This is a genomic window from Burkholderia perseverans, from assembly GCF_022870505.1.
Lineage (GTDB): Bacteria > Pseudomonadota > Gammaproteobacteria > Burkholderiales > Burkholderiaceae > Burkholderia > Burkholderia plantarii.
The window spans coordinates 2,995,971-3,019,230 of sequence record NZ_CP045094.1 but is presented as its reverse complement, the minus strand read 5'-3'; the positions used below and the strand labels follow the sequence as shown (position 1 = coordinate 3,019,230).

13 protein-coding genes and 1 pseudogene are annotated in these 23,260 nt (G+C 68.6%); 4 read left to right on the top strand and 10 right to left on the bottom strand.

Features of this window, described 5'->3' with window-relative positions:
• Positions 1–139: 139 nt before the first annotated feature.
• The 6 genes and pseudogenes from cysC to BpN12_RS27870 form a co-directional block, all read right to left on the bottom strand.
• Positions 140–652, bottom strand: a complete 513-nt coding sequence (gene cysC / locus BpN12_RS27895; RefSeq protein ID WP_246798027.1) for an adenylyl-sulfate kinase — start codon at positions 650–652, stop codon at positions 140–142.
• 147 nt (positions 653–799) lie between these two features.
• Positions 800–1,354 (bottom strand): annotated as a pseudogene (locus BpN12_RS27890) (sulfotransferase-like domain-containing protein); the annotation flags it as partial.
• A 95-nt stretch (positions 1,355–1,449) separates the two neighbouring features.
• Positions 1,450–2,439, bottom strand: a complete 990-nt coding sequence (locus tag BpN12_RS27885; RefSeq protein ID WP_246795415.1) for an aldo/keto reductase — start codon at positions 2,437–2,439, stop codon at positions 1,450–1,452.
• A 43-nt stretch (positions 2,440–2,482) separates the two neighbouring features.
• Positions 2,483–5,434, bottom strand: coding sequence for an amino acid adenylation domain-containing protein (locus BpN12_RS27880; RefSeq protein WP_246795414.1), 2,952 nt, complete (start codon positions 5,432–5,434; stop codon positions 2,483–2,485).
• 247 nt (positions 5,435–5,681) lie between these two features.
• A complete protein-coding gene (locus BpN12_RS27875) occupies positions 5,682–6,821 on the bottom strand; it encodes an argininosuccinate synthase domain-containing protein (protein WP_246795413.1) in 1,140 nt (379 codons plus the stop codon).
• A gap of 216 nt (positions 6,822–7,037) precedes the next feature.
• Positions 7,038–7,673: a LysE family translocator gene (locus BpN12_RS27870; protein ID WP_246795412.1), complete on the bottom strand. Its 636-nt coding sequence runs from the start codon at positions 7,671–7,673 to the stop codon at positions 7,038–7,040.
• Between the two features lie 494 nt (positions 7,674–8,167).
• Between BpN12_RS27870 and dinB the strand changes: the two genes are divergently transcribed.
• Positions 8,168–9,451 (top strand): DNA polymerase IV, encoded by a 1,284-nt coding sequence (dinB, locus tag BpN12_RS27865; RefSeq protein WP_425306331.1) that lies wholly within the window; start codon positions 8,168–8,170, stop codon positions 9,449–9,451.
• Between the two features lie 102 nt (positions 9,452–9,553).
• Here dinB and BpN12_RS27860 read toward each other — a convergent pair whose 3' ends face one another.
• The 4 genes from BpN12_RS27860 to fixL all read right to left on the bottom strand — a co-directional run bounded on the left by BpN12_RS27860 (position 9,554) and on the right by fixL (position 16,364).
• Positions 9,554–11,641: a M3 family metallopeptidase gene (locus BpN12_RS27860; RefSeq protein WP_246795411.1), complete on the bottom strand. Its 2,088-nt coding sequence runs from the start codon at positions 11,639–11,641 to the stop codon at positions 9,554–9,556.
• 411 nt (positions 11,642–12,052) lie between these two features.
• The gene (gene folD / locus BpN12_RS27855) at positions 12,053–12,913 is read right to left on the bottom strand and encodes a bifunctional methylenetetrahydrofolate dehydrogenase/methenyltetrahydrofolate cyclohydrolase FolD (protein ID WP_246795410.1); all 861 of its coding nucleotides are present in this window, start codon (positions 12,911–12,913) and stop codon (positions 12,053–12,055) included.
• Between the two features lie 311 nt (positions 12,914–13,224).
• Complete coding sequence (fixJ, locus tag BpN12_RS27850) at positions 13,225–13,863, bottom strand: oxygen response regulator transcription factor FixJ (RefSeq protein WP_198251662.1); 639 nt, start codon at positions 13,861–13,863, stop codon at positions 13,225–13,227.
• Positions 13,860–16,364: an oxygen sensor histidine kinase FixL gene (fixL, locus tag BpN12_RS27845; RefSeq protein WP_246795409.1), complete on the bottom strand. Its 2,505-nt coding sequence runs from the start codon at positions 16,362–16,364 to the stop codon at positions 13,860–13,862. The genes fixJ and fixL overlap by 4 nt, the downstream gene beginning before the upstream one ends.
• Positions 16,365–16,627: 263 nt before the next feature.
• On the opposite strand from fixL, the gene aceE reads away from it, so the two are divergent.
• From aceE to lpdA, 3 genes are all read left to right on the top strand, one after another.
• Positions 16,628–19,324 carry a pyruvate dehydrogenase (acetyl-transferring), homodimeric type gene (aceE, locus tag BpN12_RS27840; protein ID WP_246795408.1) on the top strand — a complete coding sequence of 899 codons (2,697 nt, stop codon included), beginning with the start codon at positions 16,628–16,630 and terminating at the stop codon, positions 19,322–19,324.
• Positions 19,325–19,391: 67 nt separating this feature from the next.
• Positions 19,392–21,035, top strand: a complete 1,644-nt coding sequence (gene aceF / locus BpN12_RS27835) for a dihydrolipoyllysine-residue acetyltransferase (protein ID WP_246795407.1) — start codon at positions 19,392–19,394, stop codon at positions 21,033–21,035.
• A 157-nt stretch (positions 21,036–21,192) separates the two neighbouring features.
• Positions 21,193–22,983 carry a dihydrolipoyl dehydrogenase gene (gene lpdA / locus BpN12_RS27830; protein WP_246795406.1) on the top strand — a complete coding sequence of 597 codons (1,791 nt, stop codon included), beginning with the start codon at positions 21,193–21,195 and terminating at the stop codon, positions 22,981–22,983.
• Positions 22,984–23,260: the final 277 nt, after the last annotated feature.

Here is a 23,260-nt window from a genome sequence, read left to right as displayed (position 1 = left end):
ACGACCGGTACGGATGCCGCGGACGGACCGTGACGGTGTCGGCGCACGGCCCGGGCGCCTGCGTTGCCCCGGGCCGTAAGCGAGGAGGTGGGGGCGTGGCCGGGTACGAAAGCCGGCCGGCCGCGAGCGGCGCCGCCGGTCAGACCGCAGCGGTCCGACGCTGCCGGCGCAGCTGTCCGGCGATGCGCTCGACCGAGGCGGCCACGTCCTCGTGCGAGGTGTCGACCGTGACGTCGGCCGCGCCGGGTTGCTCGTAGGTGTCCGACACGCCCGTGAACTGCGCGAGCTTGCCCTGCATCGCCTTCGCGTACATGCCCTTCGGGTCGCGCTCGCGGCAGATGTCGAGCGGCGTGGCGATGAAGGTTTCGACGAAGCCGTCGCCGACGATGCCGCGCGCGAGATCGCGGTGCGCCTGCATCGGCGAGATCGTCGCCACGATCACCACGTAGCCCTCCTGGCGGAACAGCGCCGCCACGTGCGCGAAGCGGCGGATGTTCTCGTTGCGGTCGGCCGCGCTGAAGCCGAGGTCCGAGCAGAGGCCGCCGCGCAGCGTGTCGCCGTCGAGGATGATGGTGCGTACGCCGCGCGCCTTCAACGTCTCGTGCAGCGCCTTCGCGATGGTGCTCTTGCCGGCGCCGGGCAGCCCGGTCATCCAGATCACCGGATGTTCTTGCGCGAGGAACGCGAGATCGTCGCCGCCGGCGTTGCTGGCGTTGCGATGCAGCCGCTGGATCGCCTCGTAGTCGTCGTGCACGGCGGCCAGGAACTCGGCCGGCACCGCCTCGTCGCGCGCCGGCGCGGCGGCGAGAAAGCCGGTGCTCTCGGCGGCCGCGCCGTGCCAGTTGCGCGTGCGCTGCCATTCCTGGCGATCCTCGGGCTCCCAGCTCAGCATCGTGTCGCGCCATGGCAGCCCGGCGCCGGCGCAGTAGCGTTCGAGCGTGGCGCGCGGGTCGGCCACCAGCTGCTCGGCGCTGAACGACTGGAACGCGTGGCCGGCCTCGCTCGTCGCTTCCATCAGCGCGCGCAGGTGGGCGAAGCCGAAATCGTCGACGCCGGCCGCGGGGCGCATGCGCAGGTGCGAGGCGATCACGGCGCCCGGCTCGCGGATCAGGAAGCTCACGTCGGTGGCGTCGCGCACGAGCGGCGTACACACCAGGTCGGCCAGCCGGTTGTCGGAGGTCTCCTTGAGGAACACGCGTGCGTGGCGGGCGAGCGCGGCGATGTGCTCGACGATCGCCGGCCGGCTGTCGAGTTCGATGCTGCCGCCGGTGCGGGTCGGCAGCGTGGCGCGGCCGGTGTCGGCGAGGCTGCAGAACGGCTCGTGGATGCAGATGAACTCGCCGCGCGCCGTCATCGCGCGAAAGAACGCGGTCGAGCGCGAGCGAGGCAGCGCGAACAGAATCCACAGGCCGGCGTCCGGCAGGGCGGCCTCGGCCGGGGCGGGTTGGCTTATTGCGACCATTCGGTAGGCTCCCTGTCCCAGCGATGGGCTCTGAGGTGGGTGACGAGTTCCGGCGGCAGCGACCCGGCGGCGGAGGCCGCCAGATTGGCGCTGACGTGCCGTTCCTGGCGCATGCCGGGAATCACCACGGCCACGTCCGGATGACTCAGGATGAAGCGCAGCGCGAGCCCGGCCATGGTCTCGCCGTCGGGAATCAGCGGGCGCAGCGCATTGGCGCGATCGACGCTCGCGCGCAGATTCTCCGGCACGAAGTAGCTGTTGCGCCAGTCCCCGTCGGGCCAGCGGCTGTCGTAGCCGAGCGTGCCGGTCAGCGAGCCCTCGTCGAACGGCACGCGCGCGATCACGGCCACGTCGTGCTCGCGGCAGGCCGGGAACAGCTCGTCCTCGGGCGCCTGGTCGAAGATGTTGTGGATCACCTGGACCGCATCGATCAGCCCTGAGCGCACGGCGCGCAGGCCGTTCCAGGGCTCCCAGCGGTTCAGGCTCAGGCCGATCCCCTCCACCAGATCGCGGCCGCGCCATTCGTCGACGATCGCGCGAAACGCGGGATCGTCGGTCCAGCTGTCCTCCCAGACGTGGAACTGCATCAGGTCGATGCGATCGACGTTCAGGTTGCGGCGGCTCTGGTCCATCGCCTCGCGCAGGTACGGCGTCGGGTAGATGTCGTCGAAGCGGTCGCCGCGGCGGCTCGGCCAGTTGCGATTGGCCGGCGCGATCTTGGTGGCCACCTTGAAACCCGCGCCCGGGTGGGCCGCCGCGTGTTTCGCCAGCATCTGCTCGCTGTGGCCGCGGCCGTAGATCCAGGCGGTGTCGTAGAAGTTGCAGCCGCGGCTCGCGGCCAGCGCGAGACACTGCATCCCGCTCGCGTCGTCGGCGCCGGACCAGCCGCCTTCGCCGCCCGCGATGCCCCACATGCCGTAACCGACCTCTCCCACCTGCCAACCCAGGCGGCCGAAGCGCCGCTGTCTCATCGTCATGAAATGCTCCCTGGCATAAGTCGTGAATCGTCGTGCGCCGAGCTCATGGCGCGACGCTGCTGCTGCGGAATACCCCGAACATCGTGTCCAGCTCGTGCGGCGTGAGCGCCGTCCAGCCCGGCTCGCCGTCGCGCGGCTCGGCGCGCGCCGGCGTGAAGCCGTGCCGCGCCGGCTCGTCGGGCTGGCCGCCGGACGAGAAGATCATCAGGCAGCGCGCGAGATCGGGATGCTGGCTGTCGGCATAGTGCCGCCCGACCGTGTCGAGAAAGCGCGACAGCGAGACCTGCGGGATCCTGCCGAGCACGGCGGCCAGCATGTCATTGACGCGCAGCTGGGTCGGATGCGCGAGCGTGGTCGGGCGCGCCGTGCCGGCGGCCCGGCCGTCGTCGGCGAGCGCGCGGCGCACGATCCAGTCGGCCACCAGCCCGGTGGGCGTGCAGTTCGAGGTGTCCTCGAGTTCCGGCGCGACGCCGGCCAGCTGCACGACGCGGCAGAGGATGCTGAAGCTGGCGAGCGGATTGGCGACCGGGTGCAGCGCGTCGGGCATCATCTCGCCGAGGCGGTGGACCTGCGCGTCGAGCCCGTGCGCGCGCAAGCCGGCGACGATCTGCTCCGAGACCCACTTGGTGCGGCTGTAGCCGTTGCGCAGCGCGGCCAGCATGGCCTCGATCCCGGCGCTGCCCGGTGTGCCGTCCACGACTTCCTGGCCGGTGGCGGCGGCGATGCTCGACAGGTAGACGAAGCGCGCGCCGGCCGCGAGCGCGTAGGCGCCGAGCGCGGCCGTGGCGGCCACGTTCGGCTCGTGCAGCTGCCGGTACGACTTCGAGAAGTTGACGTCGGCGGCGGCGTGCAGCACGAGGCGCGGCGCCGGCGGCAGATGCCGCGCCGCGTCGGGCGCGCAGAGATCGAGCGCGACCGCCGTGACGCGGCCGGCCGGCAGGCCCGGCACGAGCGCGGCGAGACGGGCCGCGGCGGCGCGGTCGTCGGCGGCGCGCACCGGGCAGACGATCGGCCCGGCGCCGTGGCGCAGCAGCGCCGCGAGCAGCGCGCGGCCCACGTAGCCGGTCGCGCCGGTCAGCACGATGGCCGCGCCGGACGGCGGCGCGGACCCGGCCGCGCGCGGGCTCGCCGGCCGGCCGAGTCGGGCGATGTCGTGTTCGATGGCGCGCGCCGTGCCGGCGTCGTCGCCGGCCTGCGCATCGTGCGAGAGCAGCGTGGCGAGCGTGGGCGCCGTGAGGAACGCGGCCAGCGCGAGGCGCCTGCCGGTCAGGCGCTCGGCTTCGAGCAGCAGCTTCAGCGCGCCCAGCGAATCGAGGCCGGCCAGCACCAGGTCGTCGTCGGGGCCGGGCTGCTGGCCGGGCAGGATGCGCCGCAGCGCGGCCAGCAGCGCCTGCTGCGTGTCACCGGTCCGGCCAGGCTGGCCGGCCCCGGCCGCGGGCGGGTCGAACGTGCAGTGCGCGGCGATCAGCGCCTTGCCGTCGATCTTGCCCGACACGGTCAGCGGGAACGCATCGAGCTGCCGCAGCAGCGCCGGCACGCTGCTCCTGCCGAGCTTGCGTTCGAGGTGCGCGCGCAGTTCCGCTGGCGCCACCTCGGCGCTGGCCGTGTAGAAGCCGGCGAGCCAGGTGCCGTCGTCGCTCCTGACGGGCAGCACCTTGGCCTTGCTGACGCTCGGGAAATCGTACAGATGATGCTCGATCTCGCCGAGTTCGATCCGCACGCCGGCGATCTTGATCTGGTCGTCGATGCGTCCGTCGAAGTAGAGCAGGCCGTCGGCCTCGACGCGCCCGAGATCGCCGGTCCGGTAGATCACCTCGGAGCCGAGCGGCAGCCCGGTATCGCGCCGGAACACGGCCTGCGTGCGCTCGGGCTCGCCGAGATAGCCGAGGCCCATGCAGGCGCCGCCGATCACGATCTCGCCGATCTGGCCGCGCGGCACCGGGCGCAGCTGCTCGTCCACCACCGCGAGCGCGGTGTTGTCGATCGGCAGGCCGAGCGGCACGGCGGCCTCGCTGCCGCTGAAGGCATGGAACACCATGCCGATCGACGCTTCGGTCGGGCCGTAGGTGTTGACGATGCGCGCCGCCGGCAGCAGCTTCAGCAGGTCGCGCAGCAGGTGCGGATTGAGCTTCTCGCCGCCCACCAGGATGTAGCGCAGGCTCGCGAGCTTGTCGAGCTGCTCGCGCGAATTGCGCAGCAGCTGGATCAGCTGTTCGAGGATCGACGGCACGAAGTCGGTCATCACCACGCGCCGCGCCGCGATGGTGTCGAGCGTCGCGTCGAAATCGAGGATGCCGAAGCGTTCGGGGATCGCCACCTCGGCACCGATCGACAGCGGCCAGAAGATCTGCCAGAGCGAGCTGTCGAACACGTGGCTGGAGTTCTGCAGCACCGCCTCGCCGGGCCGCAGGTCGAAGCGGCGGCTCATGGTGGCGGCGCGGTTGGCGAGGCCGGAGTGGACGTTGAGGCAGCACTTGGGCACGCCGGTGCTGCCCGAGGTGAAGAAGCCGTAGGCCAGCGAGCCGCCGCGGCAGGGCTCGGCGTCCGCGATCGAGGCGGTGGGCGCGGTGGCCCGCAGCGTCTCGGCGATCGGCACGCAGCGCCAGCCGTCGAGCGCGTCGCCGGCTTCGTCCACCACCAGGATGCCGGTGTCGATGCGCCCGAGCGCGAGGTCGCGGCGCGCCTCGGGGCCGTCCATCGCGAGCGGCGCGAAGGCCCCGCCCGCGGCCCAGATGCCGATCATCGCGGCGATCATGCCGGGGCCGCCGCGCGTGAGCACCGGCACCAGCTGGCCGGGCGCGAGGCCGGCGGCGAGCAGTGCGTCGCGGATCAGGCCGCTTTGCCGGTCGAGCTGCGCGTAGGAGATCCGGCGCTCGCCATACGAGATCGCCACGGCGTCGCGGCGCACGCGGCATTGTGCGGCGATGCTCGGGTAGAGCGAATCGGGGCCGGCATTCTCGATGCGCGGCCCGATCAGGATGCTGTCTTCGTGCATAAGCCCTCTCTCGATTGGATTTGGCGTTCTTATAGGTGCAGGTGTCGGGCGTCCTCGATCGCGGCGCGGGCCGGTGCGTCGCCTGCGCCGTGGCGGGCGCGTGGTTGGCCCGGCTCGTGAGGCCGGCCGCGCCTGGCATGCGCCATGCCGTGCGGGCGTTGTCGACTCACGCGACCCACGCCGCCCGCTTCGCCCGCGCGGCCGTCGTGCCGTGTACCCGGTGGACTCATGGCGCCGCGCCGCCGCGTCACTCGCTCCACTGCGTGCCGCCGCCGGCGAAGCGGCGCTCGATGCCGGTATGCGTGGTGCCGGCGTCGATCCGGCGCACGAAGCCGAAGCCGCCGCGCAGCGCCACCGTCACCGCGCCCGACAGCGCGCCGCACACCTGCCCGAACTCCGCGCGCCGCGCCACGGCGGGTGCGCCGTACCAGAGGCCGGCGTAGGCGTCGGCGCAGAGCTGGCGCGACAGCGCGTCGATCCGCTCCAGCTCGGCGTTGGTCAGCGCCAGCTCCTGCAGCGCCGCCCAGGCGAGGCCGACCAGCGTGAGCCCGGGCGCCTCGTACACGCCGCGGCACTTGGTGCCCTTCAGGCGCGTCTCCATCACGCCGATCCGGCCGAGGCCGTGCGCGCCCGCGCGCGCGTTGGCCTGCGCGAGCAGCGCGAGCGCGTCGCCGCGCGTCTCGCCCACCTGCACCAGATGGCCGTGCTCGAAGTGCAGCGTGAGATCCTCGGCCTGCGCGTCGTCGAACGGCGCGCGCGTCATGGCGAACGGCGCGGTGGTCCAGTCGCTGTCGTGGCGCTCGATCTCGGTGCCCTCGTGCGAGATGCCGAGCAGCGAGCCGTCCGACGACCACGCCACCTTGTCCTCGAGCGCGGCGGGCCGCTCGCCGGTCCAGCGCGCGATCGCGTCCACCATGAAGCGGCGCGTGGGGGCTTCCTGGCCGCCGTTCCATTGCGCGAGGCTGGCCTGCACCGACACGGCGGGGTGCAGCTCGGCGAACAGGTTCTGGAAGCGCCGCTGGTCGTTGCCGAACGCGACGCAGCCGTGCGCCACCGCGGTGGCGTCGGGGCGCTCGCCGGCGAGCCAGCGCGAGCAGCCCGAGATCAGGCCGGCCCGCAGCAGCCCGGTGGTGTTCCAGTAGCCGGTGCGGTGGCGGGCCTGCGCACGCGCCGCCTCGAGCCCGAGGTCGGCCAGCTCGGCGCGAATGTCCTGTCGCGCGAACGGGATCCGGTTTTGCTCGAGATAGCGCACGAACGGCTCGGCCAGCGCTTCGTCGCACTGATCCACGTCCGCAAACCATACTTCGACGGGCTGATCGAGTTCGATCAGCCGTCCCGTCACATACCAGCTCGATAATCCACCGCCTGCCAATACGATCGTCGTCATCGAAATTGCCTTGAAGAATCGCGGCGCGCGATGAAATCATCTGCGCCACGTGAATGTCGTGGAGCGTTGCCGGTAAAGCCGAAGCGCCATGCCGCGGGCGCGCGCCGTCATCTGCCGCAATGCGGCATGCGTGATCGGGTGGTTTGATTATGTTTTTATTTTGAAACGGGGCGGCGGCGTGAATCGCAATGGGGCGCCCGATTCAATTGCCGCGAATTACTGCCTGAATACCGCCAGTTTGGTGGCGAGCCCGAGAAAGAAAACGCCGAGCGTGCGATCGATCCAGGTCGCGGCCTTTTGATTGGCGCGAATCCGGGCGGCCAGCCGGTCGCCGAGCAGGATCAGCGGCGGCTCCACCAGCGCCGCCACCGCGATGATCAGGATGCCGTGGACGGCGAGCTGCAGCGGCACCGGGCCGGCGCCGTCCACCACGAACTGCGGCAGCAGCGCGAGGAAGAAGATCGCGACCTTCGGGTTGAGGATGTCGATGAAGGCGCCCTGGAAAAACACTTCCGAGATGGTGCGCGGCTTGACCGGCTCGTTGATGTGGAACGCGCCGGCCTTCGACAGCAGCGCCTGGATGCCGAGCCAGGTCAGGTAGGCCACGCCCACCCACTTGACGATCAGGAACATGGTGGCCGACGTGTAGAGGATCGCCGACAGCCCGATCGCCGCGCACGACACGTGGAACAGCGCGCCCACCCAGATCCCCAGCATCGCCGCGAAGCCGTGGCGCCGGCCGCTCTTCAGCGTATTGCCGAGAATGAATGCGATATCCGGGCCGGGAGAGATATTGAGCAGAATCGCCATCGACAAAAAAGCGATCCAGTGAGCGAAATCGTAATTCAGCATGAATTCATCCGTATCCGGTCGAATCTCGATGCGGCGGCGCGTGATGCGCGCCCGCCGGTGAATCCGAAACATTCGACGCGCAATCACTGCGGACTGCGGCGTGAGCGGCGGCTCGTGGCAGCCCGTCAGAGAATAAGCAACCATTTCGGGCGCGGCAACCCTTTCCTTGAAAAATTTCTCCGATTGCTTACCTTCCGGCCTGGTTTGACGAATATGAAATGAAGCTGTCCCGACAAATCAGGACAATCGAGTAAATAATGCATGGATAAATGTATTGTCAGACGTCGAATCTGCAATATTGGACGAATTGAATAAGGTTCGGTATTGAATGCGAAGCGCGGGTAAATCCCGATCGCCATTGGGTCCGGTTGATTATTCGCGTCGCGTATTCGTCTGCTCAATCGAGGCGCCGGGAAAAATTCCGCGTCTGCAACCTTCGGTCCGGCCCGCGCGCGCTTTCACGCGATAATGCCGTTTTGCCCCGCACCGACACCGTGAGTTCCCCCGCGCCCGCTCCGGATTCCCCCGCGCCGGCCGTTTCCGCGGCCGGCGCGCACGCGTTCGTGCGCAAGATCATCCATCTCGACTGCGACTGCTTCTACGCGTCGGTCGAGATGCGCGACGATCCTTCGCTGCGCGGTCGTCCGCTCGCGGTGGGCGGCCGGCCCGACCGGCGCGGCGTGATCGCCACCTGCAACTACGACGCGCGGCGCTACGGCGTGCATTCGGCGATGTCGTCGGCGCTGGCGATGCGCAAGTGCCCGGACCTGCTGATCCTGCCGCCGTCGATGGACAAATACCGGATCGCCTCGCGCGCGATCATGGAGATCTATCGCGACTACACGCCCGAGGTCGAGCCGCTCTCGCTCGACGAGGCCTATCTCGATGTCAGCTGCACCGGGCGCTGCCAGGGCAGCGCGACGCTGATCGCGCGCGAGATCCGCGCGCGCGTGCGCGACGCGGTGGGCGTGACGGTCTCGGCCGGGGTCGCGCCGAACAAGTTCGTCGCCAAGATCGCCTCCGACTGGAACAAGCCCGACGGCCTGTTCGTGGTGCGGCCGCACGAGGTGGACGCGTTCGTGGCGGCGCTGCCGGTGCGCAAGCTGTTCGGTGTCGGCCGCGTCACCGCGGGGCGGCTCGAGCGGCTCGGCATCGAGACTTGCGCGCAGTTGCGAGAATGGTCGCTGTTCGACCTGCATCGCGAGTTCGGCGCGTTCGGCCGGCGCCTGCACGAACTGTCGCACGGCATCGACGAGCGTCGCGTGCGCGCCGACCGCGAGCGCAAGTCGGTCAGCGTCGAGACCACCTACGTCCACGATCTCGCCACGCTCGAGCAGTGCGCCGCGGAAATGCGCCGGCTGGTGCCGCAGCTCGACGCGCGCATCGAGCGGGCCGGTGCGCGCCGGCTGGTCCGCAAGCTCTACGTGAAGATCCGCTTCGCCGATTTCCAGCGCACCACGGTGGAGTGCGTGGCCGACGCGACCGACGTGGAGACCGCCATCACGCTGCTCGCCAAAGGGCTCGCGCGGCGGCCGCAGGCGGTGCGGCTGCTCGGCGTGGGCGTGCGCGTGGACGAGGACACGGCCGAGCGCCATGGCCAGATCGCGTTGTTCGATGACGAGGCGGAGGGGGGCAAGGGAGCGAGCGAGGTGGAAGCGGACGTCATCGACGACGCGGTGGAGGAGGGCGAGGCAGCTGTGGACATCACCGACAACGTGCCCGATGCAGGCGACCACGCCCGCGAGAACGACGGCTCCGCCGAATCCGGCGCGGCATGAAAAAACGGCGCCCGTACTACCGGGCGCCGTTCGGTGCAGCCAGGCGGGCCAGCAGCCCGCGCCCGCCTGTCGAACCCGCGGCGCTGCTACGCTGGCTCAGCCTCAGTGCGCGGCGGCCGTCATCCCGTTATGGCGCAGCAGCGCGTCGATTTCCGGCTCGCGGCCGCGGAACGCCTTGAACGAATCCATCGCGGGCCGGCTGCCGCCGACCTCGAGGATCTCGCGGCGGTAGCGCGTGCCGGTGGCGGCGTCGAGCACCGTGCCGCCGGCCCTGGCCGCTTCCTCGAAGGCCGCGTAGGCGTCGGCCGACAGCACCTCGGCCCACTTGTAGCTGTAGTAGCCGGCCGCGTAGCCGCCCGCGAAGATGTGGCTGAACGTGTTCGGCCAGCGCGAGAACGGCGCCTGCGGGATCACGTGGAAGCGCTCGTTGATCTCGCGCGCGAACTCGACGGCGTTCTGCGCGCCGGCCGGATCGAAATCGACGTGCAGCAGCATGTCGTACATCGAGAACACGATCTGGCGCAGCGTGCCGAGTCCGCTCTGGAAATTCTTCGCGGCCAGCATCTTGTCGAACAGCTCGCGCGGCAGCGAAGCGCCCGTCTCGACGTGCGACGACATCGACGGCAGCACGTCCCACTCCCAGCAGAAGTTCTCCATGAACTGCGACGGCAGCTCCACGGCGTCCCACTCCACGCCGTTGATGCCCGACACGCCGAGTTCCTCGACGCGCGTGAGCATGTGGTGCAGGCCGTGGCCGAACTCGTGGAACAGCGTGATCACTTCATCGTGCGTGAAGCAGGCGGGCTTGCCGCCGACCGGCGCGGAGAAGTTGCAGGTCAGGTAGGCCACCGGCGTCTGCACCTGCGCGCCGCGCTTCGCGCGCGAGCGCGCGTCGTCCATCCAGGCGCCGCCGCGCTTGCCCTCGCGCGCGTAGAGATCGAGGTAGAACTGCGCGACCAGCGTGCCGTCCGGATTCTCGACGCGGAAGAAGCGCACGTCCTGATGCCAGACCGGCGCCTCGTCGCGGCGGATCTTCACGCCGAACAGCGTCTCGGTGACGGTGAACAGGCCCCGCAGCACGGCCGGCTCGGGGAAGTACTGCTTCACCTCGTTTTCCGAGAACGCGTAGCGCTGCTGGCGCAGCTTCTCGGCCGCGTAGGCCACGTCCCACGGCGCCAGCTCGCGCAGGCCGAGCGTGTCGGCCGCGAACGCGCGCAGCTCGTCCCAGTCGCGCTCGGCGTGCGGACGCGCGCGCACCGCGAGGTCTTCCAGGAACGCCGTGACCTGGGCCGGCGATTCGGCCATCTTCGGCGCGAGCGAGACTTCGGCGAAGTTCGCGTAGCCGAGCATCCGGGCCTCCTCGCGGCGCAGCGCGAGCGTGTCGGCGACGATCTTCGTGTTGTCCCATTCCACCTTGCCGCCGCCGTATTGCGGGCCGAGTTCGGAGGCGCGCGTCACGTAGGCGCGATACAGCGTCTCGCGCATCGCGCGGTTCTCGGCGTATTGCAGCACCGGGAAGTACGACGGGAAATGCAGCGTGAACTTCCAGCCGGCCTTGTCCTCGCGCTGCGCGGCCTCGCGCGCGGCCGCGATCGCGTCGTCGGGCAGGCCGCGCAGCTCGTCCTCGGCCTGCGCGTAGTACGCGTAGCCGTTGGTGGCGTCGAGCACGTGGTCCGAGAACGCCTTCGACAGCGCCGCCTGCTGCTCCTGCAGCTCGGCGAAACGCGGCTTGCGGTCCTCCGGCAGTTCGGCGCCCGACAGGCGGAAGTCGCGCAGCGAGTTGTCGAGGATCTTGCGGCGCTCGGCCGAGAGCGTCGCGTATTCGCCGCCGGCCGCGATCGCCTTGTACTTCTCGTAGAGCGCGAGGTTCTGGCCCACGCTCGACCAGAACTCGGTCACGCGCGGCAGGTTCTCGCCATAGGCGGCGCGCAGCTCGGGCGTGTCGGCCACCGCGTTCAGGTGGCCGATCACGCCCCAGGCGCGGCCGAGCGGCTCGGTCACGCGCTCGACCGTCTCGACCACCTCGGCCCAGGTGGCCGGCGTGGCCGGATCGGCGGCGCGCGCGACGGCGTCCTCGGCCTGTTCGAGCAGCGTATCGAGGGCGGGCGTCACGTGTTCGGGACGGATCTCCGCGAAGCGGGGCAGGCCGGAGAAATCGAGAAGCGGATTGGCGTTGGCGCTGACGGACATGGGGCTCCCTGCGGGGTCGGATTGCGATGAACGGACGCGGCGGCGATACCGCCGCATGTCGACATTATTGGGGCGGCCTGGCCGGTTTCCAATCGGAAGTTGCTAACGACGCGATTGGCGCGGCGCGGGAGGCGCGGTGGGGACGCGAAAAACGGTGGTGGGGCGAGGGGCTGGCGCACACGGTGCGGTGGGGCGGGAGCGTGCCGTGATCGAGCCGGCGGCGATGGCGCGGGATCGGCGCGGCGGGAATCAGAGGCGACCCGTGGTGCCGGTTGCGCGCTGGCGCATCCATGCGTCACGGATGCCGAACGGAGCCGTCCGCGCATGCCGCGCAGGGCCGCTTACGCGGACCGCACGGCCGCATGCCGTGCCGCCCGCTCGTGCATGCGCGCGCAGCGCAGCGCAGCGTACTCAGGCCGCCGCGCCGGCCGCGCGTTCGGCGGCCTCGATCGTGTTGATCAGCAGCATCGTGATCGTCATCGGGCCGACGCCGCCCGGCACCGGCGTGACGAAGCCGGCCACCTCGCGGATCGCGTCGAAATCGATGTCGCCGCACAGCTTGCCCGCGTCGTTGCGGTTCATGCCGACGTCGATCACCGTCGCGCCCGGCTTCACCATCTCGGCGGTCAGCACGTTGCGCTTGCCGACCGCGGCCACCACCACGTCGGCGCTGCGCGTGTGGGCGGCCAGGTCGCGCGTCCTGCTGTGGCAGATCGTGACCGTCGCGCCGGCCTCGAGCAGCAGCATCGCCATCGGCTTGCCGACGATGTTCGAGCGGCCGATCACCACCGCGTTCGCGCCGGCCAGCTCGATGCCGTGCGCCTCGAACATCTTCATCACGCCGTAGGGCGTGCAGGGACGGAACAGCGGCTTGCCCGTCATCAGCGCGCCGGCGTTCGCGACGTGGAAGCCGTCCACGTCCTTCTCGGGCGCGATCGCCTCGATCACCTTGTGGCTGTCGATGTGCGGCGGCAGCGGCAGCTGCACGAGGATGCCGTGGATTCGCGGGTCGCGGTTCAGCTCGCCGATGCGCGCGAGCAGGTCGGCCTCCGACAGCGTCGCCGGGAACACGTCCTTGTGCGAGAAGAAGCCGTTGTCCTCGCAGGCCTTGATCTTGTTGCGGACGTAGACCTCGCTGGCCGGATTGTCGCCGACCAGCACGACCGCGAGGCCGGGACGATGGCCGCGCGCGGTGAGCGCCGCGGCGCGTTCGGCGGCTTGCGCGCGCAGGGTCTTCGAAAGGGCGTTGCCGTCGATCAGGGTGGCTGTCATGGTGGGATTCGATCCGAATAGGGGAAACCGGCGCGGGCGGTGGGCGGAACACCGCCGCAGCAAAGCACGGAATTATACCCATCGCCTGTCGGCGTCCGACATCGATGCCGTACCGTGCGCCACGGCGGCGTCGGGCGTGGTGGCGTCAGGCGGGAGACACGAGCGAGGAAGTGAGATCGAGAAATTGGTACCGGTTCCATCGCCGCGCATGACGCGAGGCGCAGCGCCGGGCGCCGCAGGCCGGCGCCACGCGCGCCGGAAAACCCGGCGGCGCGCGATGCGGCCCGATGAAACGGTTGGGAGGAAGCCGCTTACGCCGGCTTCTTGGACAGCGCCAGACGCAGCAGGTCGGCGACCGTGTTGACGTTGAGCTTTTCCATGATGTTCGCGCGGTGCGCCTCGACGGTCTTGATGCTGATGCCGAGGTCGTCGGCGATCTGCTTGTTGAGGCGGCCGGCGATGATCCGTTCGAGCACCTGCTGTTCGCGCGCGGTCAGCTTCGAGAGCCGCTCGCTCGCGGCGCGCTGCTCCTGCACGCTCTTGCTCTCGTTGCGCGCCTTGTTGAGCATGCGCTCGACCAGGCTGCGCAGTTCGGCTTCGTCGAACGGCTTCTCGATGAAGTCCATGGCGCCCTTCTTCATCGTCGAGACCGCCATCGGCACGTCGCCGTGGCCCGTCACGAAGATGATCGGCAGCGCGGCGTTGTCGGCGATCAGGCGCTCCTGCAGTTCGAGCCCGCTCATCCCCGACATCCGCACGTCGAGGATCAGGCAGGCGATCTGGCCGGCCTGCTGGGCCGGCTGGTACGCGTCGAGAAACTGTTCCGCGCTCGAGAAGCATTGCACGCGATAGCCGTTCGCCTCCAGCAGCCAGCGCAGTGAATCGCGCACGGCCTCGTCATCGTCGACGACAAAGACGGTTTCCTGAGGGGTGGTGACAGGGCTATTCATATCTCTCCCGTAACGGTATGTGATGCCACGCTGCCGCGGCCGTGGTTCTCGGGTGCCCCGATGGGCAAGCTGCAATGGAACGTCGCGCCGGAGACGCGGCCGTCCGCCTCGATGTTGTTGACGACCCAGAGCCGCCCGCGGTGCGACTCGATGATCGATCGACAGATGTTGAGCCCCATGCCCATGCCGTCGGACTTGGTGCTGTAGAACGGTTCGAACAGACGCTCGGCGGTGGCCTCGTCGACGCCCGGGCCCTGGTCGATCACGCGGATGTCGACGAAGCCGGCCTCGATGTCGGCCACCACGCGGATCAGGCCGTCGGCCTGCGGGTCCTTCACGTCGCCCATCGCCTCGGCGGCGTTCTTCATCAGGTTCATCAGGACCTGCTCGATCAGCACCGGGTCAACATAGATGATAGGCATTCTGGCGCGGATCTCGGTAACGATCCGGATGCGCCGCTTGCGGGCCTCGATTTCGGCGAGCCCGACCGCGTCGGCGACGATGTCGGCCACGCGCGCGGCCTGCCGCTTGGGCTCGCTGCGCTTCACGAATTCGCGGATCCGCTTGACGATCATGCCGGCGCGCAGCGCCTGCTGGGCGGTTTTCTCTAGCGCGGGCAGCAGCGTCTCGGCGGTGCCGCGTCCGCTCTTGACGAGCGCGACGGTGCCCGAGCAGTAGTTGTTGATCGCCGCGAGCGGCTGGTTCAGTTCGTGCGCGATCGACGAGGCCATCTCGCCCATCGTCATCAGCCGGCTCGTGAACTGCAGCTTCTCTTCCTGCTGGTGCGCGAGTTCCTGGGCCTTCTTGCGGGTCGTGATGTCGGTGGCGATCTGCATCTGCGCGAGATGGCCGTCGACCCACTGGATGTACTGGCGGCGCACCTCGAACCACTTCTGGATGCTCTCGACGTAGACTTCCTGCGCGTCGGCCGTGCTCTCGGTCAGCGCGGTGGCGGGCAGCCCGGCGAACGCGTCGACCATGTCGATCGAGTCCGACGAGGCCTGGGTCGAGTCGAAGCCGCCGCCCGACAGTTCCAGATGGCCGTCCGGACGAATCCCGAACAGGTGGCGGTAGTAGCGGTTGGCGAACAGCAGCTCGGCTTCGTCGGCGGCCAGCACCGAAACGGCCGCGTCGAGGCTTTCCAGCACCGTGGTGAAGCGCTCGTGCGCGGCGGCCAGTTCCTCGCGCGCGCGTTTCGGCTCGGTGATGTCGGTCATCGACGACATCCAGCCGGTCTGGCGGCCCGAGCTGTCGATCAGCGGCGAGACGTAGAGCCGCGCATGGAACATCGAGGCGTCCTTGCGGCGCACCCGCAGCTCGAAGCCCGAGGACGGCGCCTTGCCGCGCAGCGTCATGTCGAGCTGGCGCTGCATCTCCGGATACGCGTCGCGCGGCCAGTACGGGAACGGCGCGACCTTGCCGACCAGGTCGTCCTCGTCCCAGCCCGTCATGCGGCAGAACGCCGGGTTCACGTGGGTGATGCGGCCGTGCATGTCGAGCACGCGCATGCCGATCAGCACCGAATTCTCCATCGCGCGGCGGAAGAACGCTTCCGCGTACAGCGCCTGCTGCGCCTCGAAGCGCTGCCGCGTGTGCTTCCAGAGGCTCCACAGGCTCCAGAGCACGAAACAGGACAGGCCCGCGACGAGCCAGACGAGCGTGTTGTTCGTCAGGTTCGTCATCTGCGGATACGAATAGACGCGCACCGTCAGGCCCTGGCCGGGCGGGTCGAGCGGCAGGTCGTAGTGGGCGTCGCGCGGCAGCCGCGGGCGCGAGGAGGTGGAGGCCAGCTCGCGATTGTTGACGTCGGTGATCGAGATCTTGTACTTGGCCGACAGCTCGGGCGGGATGTCGTGCTTGAGGATGCCCTCGACCGAGAACACCGCGGCGATCGAGCCCAGGTACTCGCGGTCGCGCGTGACGGGCGTCTGCAGCGTCACGAAGCCGTTGCCGAAATCGTCGTAGGCTATCGCCGAGTAGGCCTGTCGGCGCGACTCGTGCGCGTCGCGCCAGGCGCCGCGCACGATCTCGGCCATCTGGGCGTCGTTGGGCCGTGCGAGCCGCTGGCCCAGCGCCGGCAACTGCATGTCGGGCCAGCGCGCCGTGCCGGGCGCGACGTACCAGTTCAGATAGAGGATTTCCGGATGCGCCTGCATCACGTCGCCGACCGCGGACTGGAAGCCGTGCTCGTCGATGCGGCCCAGCGCGAGGTCGCGCGCGAACGCCTGCAGCTGTTCCTGGGCGCTCGTCATCGACAGGCGGATCTGCTGCTGCGCCCAGGCGACGTTGCGATAGAGGGTGTCTTCCTGCTGCTGCTGCTCGCGGCGGTTGAGGCTCCACAGAATCAGGCTCATCACCACCAGGAACACGAGGATCGACAGCAGTGGCGTCAACAGATAGGAATTGGACCACCACGGGCCGTGGTGCCAGCGGGACGGCTGCGAGTCCGCCGAGGCACCGGAGGCTCGCGCCGAGCGTGCGAATAGCCGATCGGTCAACATGGCACGCATTGTAGCTCAGGGCATTGCGGGCCAAACGCGGTGTCGCAGTATTGAACCGAAAGCGAAATTTGCCGCACGAAGGCCTTGTAGACAGGGTGCAGCGCAGCATTATTTCGTATTGTGAGAAACAATCTCATAACCCGAAAATTTAGTTGCATCGGTCCGGCGAGCCTCTTTACAATCCGCCGGGAGCTTGCCGCAGCCGCCGGAATCAGGTCGTCTGCACGCAGCGCGATCTCACCCTCAGGACCCAGGAGACGAGCATGTCCGCTGTACCCAACGAAGTGATGAAGTACGTCGCCGCCGAGCAGGACGACGATTCGCAAGAAACCGTCGAATGGCTGGAGGCGCTGGACGGCGTGATCTCGTCCGTCGGTCCGGGCCGTGCGCATTACCTCATCGAAAAGCAGATCGAGTTCGCCCGCATGCATGGCGAGCATCTGCCGTTTTCCGCGAACACCCCCTACATCAACACCATCCCGGTCGAGCGTCAGGCGAAGATCCCGGGCGATCAGGACATCGAACACCGGATCCGCTCGTACACGCGCTGGAACGCGATCGCGATGGTGCTGCGCGCCGGCAAGGACACCAACGTCGGCGGCCACATCGCCTCGTTCGCGTCGGCCGCGACGCTCTATGACGTCGGCTTCAACCATTTCTGGCATGCCCCGTCCGCCGAGCACGGCGGTGACCTCGTGTTCGTGCAGGGCCACTCGTCGCCGGGCGTCTACTCGCGCGCGTTCCTGCTCGGCCGCCTGAGCGAGGATCAACTCAACAACTTCCGCCAGGAAGTCGGCGGCAACGGCATCTCGTCGTACCCGCACCCGTGGCTGATGCCGGACTTCTGGCAGTTCCCGACGGTGTCGATGGGCCTCGGCCCGATCATGTCGATCTACCAGGCGCGCTTCATGAAGTACCTGGAAGCGCGCGGCATCGCCAAGACCGCGGGCCGCAAGGTCTGGGCCTTCCTCGGCGACGGCGAGACTGACGAGCCGGAATCGCTCGGCGCGATCGGCATGGCGAGCCGCGAGCGGCTCGACAACCTCGTGTTCGTGATCAACTGCAACCTGCAGCGCCTGGACGGCCCGGTGCGCGGCAACGGCAAGATCATCCAGGAACTCGAATCGGAATTCCGCGGCGCCGGCTGGAACGTCATCAAGGTGATCTGGGGCAGCCGCTGGGATTCGCTGCTGGCCCGCGACAAGTCGGGCGCGCTGATGCGCCGGATGATGGAAGTCGTCGACGGCGAGTACCAGACCTACAAGTCGGAGTCGGGCGCGTTCGTGCGCGAGCACTTCTTCAACACGCCGGAACTGAAGGCGATGGTCGCCGACTGGTCCGACGACGACATCTGGAACCTGAACCGCGGCGGCCATGATCCGCACAAGATCTACGCGGCGTTCCACGAGGCGAGCAACACCAAGGGCGCGCCGACCGTGATCCTCGCGAAGACGATCAAGGGCTACGGGATGGGCGAAGCCGGCCAGGCGATGAACATCACGCACCAGCAGAAGAAGCTGCCGGTGGAACAGCTCAAGCGCTTCCGCGACCAGTTCCGTCTGCCGATCGCCGACGACGTGATCGGCGACATCCCCTACCTGAAGTTCGAGGAAGGCTCGAAGGAACTCGAGTACATGCGCGCGCACCGCCAGGAGCTCGGCGGCTACCTGCCGCAGCGCCGCCAGAAGGCGGAATCGCTGCCGGTGCCGATGCTCGACGCGTTCGAGCCGCTGCTCAAGGGCACCGGCGAAGGCCGCGAGATCTCGACGACGATGGCGTTCGTGCGGATCCTGAACATCCTGCTGAAGGACAAGGCGCTCGGCAAGCGCGTCGTGCCGATCGTGCCGGACGAGTCGCGTACCTTCGGCATGGAAGGCCTGTTCCGCCAGATCGGCATCTGGAACCAGCAGGGCCAGAAGTACGTGCCGGAAGATTCCGACCAGCTGATGTTCTACAAGGAATCGGAAACCGGCCAGATCCTGCAGGAAGGCATCAACGAAGCGGGCGGCATGTGCGACTGGATCGCGGCGGCGACGTCGTATTCGACGCACGGCGAGATCATGGTGCCGTTCTACATCTTCTATTCGATGTTCGGCTTCCAGCGCATCGGCGACCTGGCCTGGGCGGCGGGCGACATGCGTTCGCGCGGCTTCCTGCTGGGCGGCACCGCCGGCCGTACCACGCTGAACGGCGAAGGCCTGCAGCACGAAGACGGCCACTCGCTGCTGTGGGCGGCGTCGGTGCCGAACTGCGTCAGCTACGACCCGACCTTCGGCTACGAGCTCGCCGTGATCATCCAGAACGGCCTGCAGCGCATGGTGGCCGACCAGGAAGACGTGTACTACTACGTCACGGTGATGAACGAGAACTACGAGCACCCGGCGATTCCGCAGGGCGAGCACGTGGCGGCCGACATCATCAAGGGCATGTACGCGTTCCGCAAGGCCGAGGCCGACCAGAAGGCACCGCGCGTGCAACTGCTCGGCGCGGGCACGATCTTCAACGAAGTGATCGCCGCGGCCGAACTGCTGAAGAACGACTGGGGCGTCGCCGCCGATCTCTGGAGCGTGCCGAGCTTCACCGAGCTGGCTCGCGAAGGCCACGAGGTCGAGCGCTGGAACCTGCTGAACCCGACCGAGGAACGCCGCCTGTCGCACGTCCAGACGCTGCTGAAGGACGCGCAGGGCCCGGTGATCGCGTCGACCGACTACGTGCGCGCGCTGGCCGACCAGATCCGCGGCCAGATCGACAACCGCTACGTGGTGCTCGGCACCGACGGCTACGGCCGCTCGGATACCCGCAAGGCGCTGCGCCACTTCTTCGAAGTGGACCGCCACTGGGTGACCGTCGCCGCGCTGAACGCGCTGGCCGACGAAGGCACGATCGACCGCAAGGTCGTCGCCGAGGCGATCAAGAAGTACGACCTCGATCCGTCGAAACCCAATCCGATGACGGTTTAAACGCCTACGTGCCATGTCACGCCGCGCCGCCCGACCAGGGCGCGCGCGGCCCAGGAGACTTTTACAGATGAGTCAAGCGATCGAAGTCAAGGTGCCGGATATCGGCGATTACAAGGACATTCCCGTCATCGAGGTGCTGGTGAAGGCGGGCGACACGGTCGAGGCCGAGCAGTCGCTCGTCACGCTCGAGTCCGACAAGGCGACGATGGACGTGCCGAGCCCGTCGGCCGGCACGGTCAAGGAAGTGAAGGTCAAGGCGGGCGACACCGTGTCGGAAGGCACGCTGATCGTCGTGTTCGAAGGCTCGGGCGAAGCCAAGGCGGAAACGCCGAAGGCCGAGGCGCCCAAGGCGGAAGCCGCGCCGGCCAAGGCCGAGACGCCGAAGGCCGACGCCCCGGCGGCGGGCGGCGGCACGGTCGACGTCAAGGTGCCGGACATCGGCGACTACAAGGACATCCCGGTCATCGAGATCGGCGTGAAGGTGGGCGACAAGGTCGAGAAGGAGCAGTCGCTCGTCACGCTCGAATCGGACAAGGCGACGATGGACGTGCCGAGCCCGGCCGCCGGTACCGTCAAGGAAATCAAGGTCAAGGTCGGCGACACGGTCTCCGAAGGCGCGCTGATCGTGGTGCTGGAAAGCGGCGACGCCGCGCCGGCCGCAGCAGCCCCGAAGGCGGAAGCGCCGAAGGCCGAGGCGCCCAAGGCGGCACCGGCCCAGGCCGAGCAGAAGGCGGCCCCGGCCGCGCAGGCTTCGGCACCGGCACCGGCACCGGCTCCGGCCGCGTCGGGCCGGGCCAGCCACGCTTCGCCGTCGGTGCGCAAGTTCGCGCGCGAACTCGGCGTCGACGTTGGCCGCGTGACCGGTTCGGGTCCGAAGGGCCGCATCACGAAGGAAGACGTGACGGCGTTCGTGAAGGGCGTGATGACGGGCCAGACCGCGGCCCCGGCCGGCGCTGCCGCGCCGGCGGGCGGCGGCGAGCTGAACCTGCTGCCGTGGCCGAAGATCGACTTCACGAAGTTCGGTCCGGTCGAGGCGCAGCCGCTGTCGCGCATCAAGAAGATCTCGGGCGCGAACCTGCATCGCAACTGGGTCATGATCCCGCACGTCACGAACAACGACGAGGCGGACATCACCGAGCTCGAGGCGCTGCGCGTCCAGCTGAACAAGGAAAACGAGAAGTCGGGCGTGAAGTTCACGATGCTCGCGTTCGTGATCAAGGCCGTGGTCGCGGCGCTGAAGAAGTTTCCGACCTTCAACGCGAGCCTCGACGGCGACAACCTGATCCTCAAGCAGTACTTCCACATCGGTTTCGCCGCCGACACGCCGAACGGGCTGGTCGTGCCGGTGATCCGCGACGCGGACAAGAAGGGTCTCGTCGACATCGCCAGGGAAATGGCCGACCTGTCGAAGGCTGCGCGCGACGGCAAGCTCAAGCCCGACCAGATGCAGGGCGGCTGCTTCTCGATCTCGTCGCTGGGCGGCATCGGCGGTACGCATTTCACGCCGATCGTCAACGCACCGGAAGTCGCGATCCTCGGTCTGTCGCGCAGCGCGATGAAGCCGGTCTGGGACGGCAAGCAGTTCGTGCCGCGCCTGACGCTGCCGATGTCGCTGTCTTACGATCACCGCGTGATCGACGGCGCCGCGGCCGCACGCTTCAATGCGTATCTGGCGTCGATCCTCGGCGATTTCCGCCGCGTGATTCTTTGATGCATGACGGCATCCGCCGTCCGGCCGCGTGCTGCGTCAGAGGCGCATCGCGCGGCCGGCGCGGCGCGCGCGGGAGTCGCCTCGGCGGCGGCCTCGTGCGTACCGGCGCGGATGCGTCGTTCGATCGGCGGTAGTCCATACAAGTAGGGGACAGTTCATGAGTCTCATCGAAGTCAAAGTGCCGGACATCGGCGATTACAACGATATTCCCGTCATCGAGGTGCTGGTGAAGGCGGGCGACACGGTCGAGAAGGAGCAGTCGCTCGTCACGCTCGAATCGGACAAGGCAACGATGGACGTGCCGAGTTCGGAAGCCGGTGTCGTCAAGGAAGTGAAGGTCAAGGTCGGCGATCTGGTTTCGCAGGGCACGCTGATCGTCGTGCTCGAGGGCAGCGCCGAGGCGGCCAAGCCCGCCGGGAAGGCGCCCGAGGCACCAGCCGCCAAGGCCGAGAAGTCGGCTGAGAAGCCGGCCGACAAGCCCGCCGAGAAGGCCGCGCCGGCCGCCGCGCCGCAGGGCGGCAGCTACTCGGGCAAGGCCGACGTCGAATGCGACATGGTGGTGCTCGGCTCCGGCCCCGGCGGTTACTCGGCCGCGTTCCGCTCGGCCGATCTCGGCATGAAGACGGTACTGGTCGAGCGTTACGCGACGCTCGGCGGCGTGTGCCTGAACGTCGGCTGCATCCCGTCGAAGGCGCTGCTGCACACGGCGCTGGTGATCGACGAGGCGGCCGCGCTGGCCGATCACGGCATCACGTTCGGCAAGCCCGAAGTCAATCTCGACAAGCTGCGCGACTTCAAGTCGAGCGTCGTCAAGCAGCTCACGGTCGGCCTCGCCGGCATGGCGAAGGCGCGCAAGGTCCAGGTGGTGTCGGGCGTGGGCGGCTTCCTCGATCCGTACCATCTCGAAGTCGTGGGCGAGAGCGGCAAGACCGTCGTCAAGTTCAAGCAGGCGATCATCGCGGCCGGCTCGCAGGCGGTGAAGCTGCCGTTCATGCCGGAAGATCCGCGCGTGATCGATTCGACCGGCGCGCTCGAACTGCGGCAGCTGCCCAAGCGCATGCTCGTGATCGGCGGCGGCATCATCGGCCTCGAAATGGCCACCGTCTACTCGACGCTTGGCGCCGAGATCGACGTGGTCGAAATGATGGACGGCCTGATGATGGGCGCCGACCGCGATCTCGTGAAGGTCTGGGAGAAATACAACGCCAAGCGCTTCGGCAACGTGATGCTGAAGACCAAGACGGTGGGCGCCGAGGCGAAGGAAGACGGCATCTACGTCAAGTTCGAGGGCGAGAAGGCGCCGGCGGAAGCGCAGCGCTACGACCTCGTGTTGGTAGCCGTCGGCCGCAGCCCGAACGGCAAGAAGATCGGTGCCGACAAGGCAGGCGTCGCGGTCACGGATCGCGGCTTCATCGAAGTCGACAAGCAGATGCGTACCAACGTGCCGCACATCTTCGCGATCGGCGATCTCGTCGGCCAGCCGATGCTCGCGCACAAGGCCGTGCATGAAGGCCATGTCGCGGCCGAGGCCGCGCATGGCGAGAAGGCCTACTTCGACGCGCTGCAGATCCCGTCGGTGGCCTACACCGATCCGGAAGTGGCCTGGGCCGGCAAGACCGAGGACCAGCTGAAGGCGGAAGGCGTCAAATACGGCAAGGCGGTGTTCCCGTGGGTCGCTTCGGGCCGCGCGATCGCCAACGGCCGCGACGAGGGCTTCACGAAGCTGCTGTTCGACGAGGAAACGCACCGCGTGATCGGCGGCGGGATCGTCGGCCTGAATGCGGGCGACCTGATCAGCGAGGTGTGCCTGGCGGTCGAGATGGGCGCCGACGCCGAGGACATCGGCAAGACGATCCATCCGCACCCGACGCTCGGCGAATCGATCGGGATGGCCGCCGAGCTGTACGAAGGCGTCTGTACCGACCTGCCGCCGCAGCGGAAGAAGTAACCGTCATCGGGCCGGCGCGCGGGTAGCGCCGGCCGGATGATGTTCGACGGCCCCGCCGGACCGAGGAAGGTCCGGCGGGGCCGTTTTCATTGGCGCGGGTGGGGTGGGGCTGTGGTTTCGGCTCCGTCGCTTGGTGCCTGCGCTCGATCCCTTCGGCCAACCAAAACCGTTCGGCCAGGAAAAAAGCCGCGCAAGTGCGCTAATGCCGTTCAGTTAAGGTTCTTTCTGAGGAACCGAACGGCATAACGAGCAGGACGGGACTTGACGGCCCGATCGC